Source organism: Parendozoicomonas sp. 209JJ7-1 (genome assembly GCF_058147085.1).
Genome location: NZ_JBYVJU010000144.1, coordinates 1 through 529 on the forward strand (window position 1 = coordinate 1; position 529 = coordinate 529).

The following is a 529-nucleotide window of genomic DNA, read 5'->3' on the forward strand; positions in this document are numbered from 1 at the left end:
GGCGTTATGCGTCTTGAGTCAAACTTCGAGAATCTCAGCATTAAATGAAGGATATTTATTTATAGGCAGATCATAAAAAATACACTCACCTTGCATCAATAGAAAATCGTAAATTCAAATCACTACTTCACTTTTAACTCAAGAAAATAATTTGGATAGTTTGTGGAAATTACAGCTAAGAAAATATCAAAGTCATCCCTTTTCAAAATATATTTCATTGGAATAGCTGGAGGTTTTTTTGCACTATTTTTAATCTTCGGTATTATGGCTATTTTTGGGGCTGAAACCGTAAAATGGAACAATGAACCCATTACGGGATTTATGGGTCTCGCTACTGCATTGCTAATGTGGCCAATCTTTAGCTTTATTTTTTCGGGTTTTCTGTGGCTAGTAAGCATTATTGGCTTATGGATATATTCATTATTCCGCCCTATCAACGTCACGTTTAAAGATGTAATCTCTCAGAAAGAGAGCAACGCATAACAAGTAAATCCAGGTGACGCCTACGGCGCACCTGATTTAGGCGTTA

The 529-nt window shown here is 35.9% G+C and carries 1 protein-coding gene; it reads right to left on the reverse strand.

Annotated elements, in window-relative coordinates; translation table 11 throughout:
- Nucleotides 1-122: 122 nt before the first annotated feature.
- The gene (locus ACY2RQ_RS19770; protein ID WP_490114525.1) at nt 123-398 is read right to left on the reverse strand and encodes a hypothetical protein; all 276 of its coding nucleotides are present in this window, start codon (nt 396-398) and stop codon (nt 123-125) included.
- Nucleotides 399-529 lie beyond the last annotated feature (131 nt).

What these genes read in the sequence shown, in the direction of transcription:
- ACY2RQ_RS19770 (WP_490114525.1), bottom strand. Translation starts at nt 398, where the DNA reads ATGCTTACTAGCCACAGAAAACCCGAAAAAATAAAGCTAAAGATTGGC.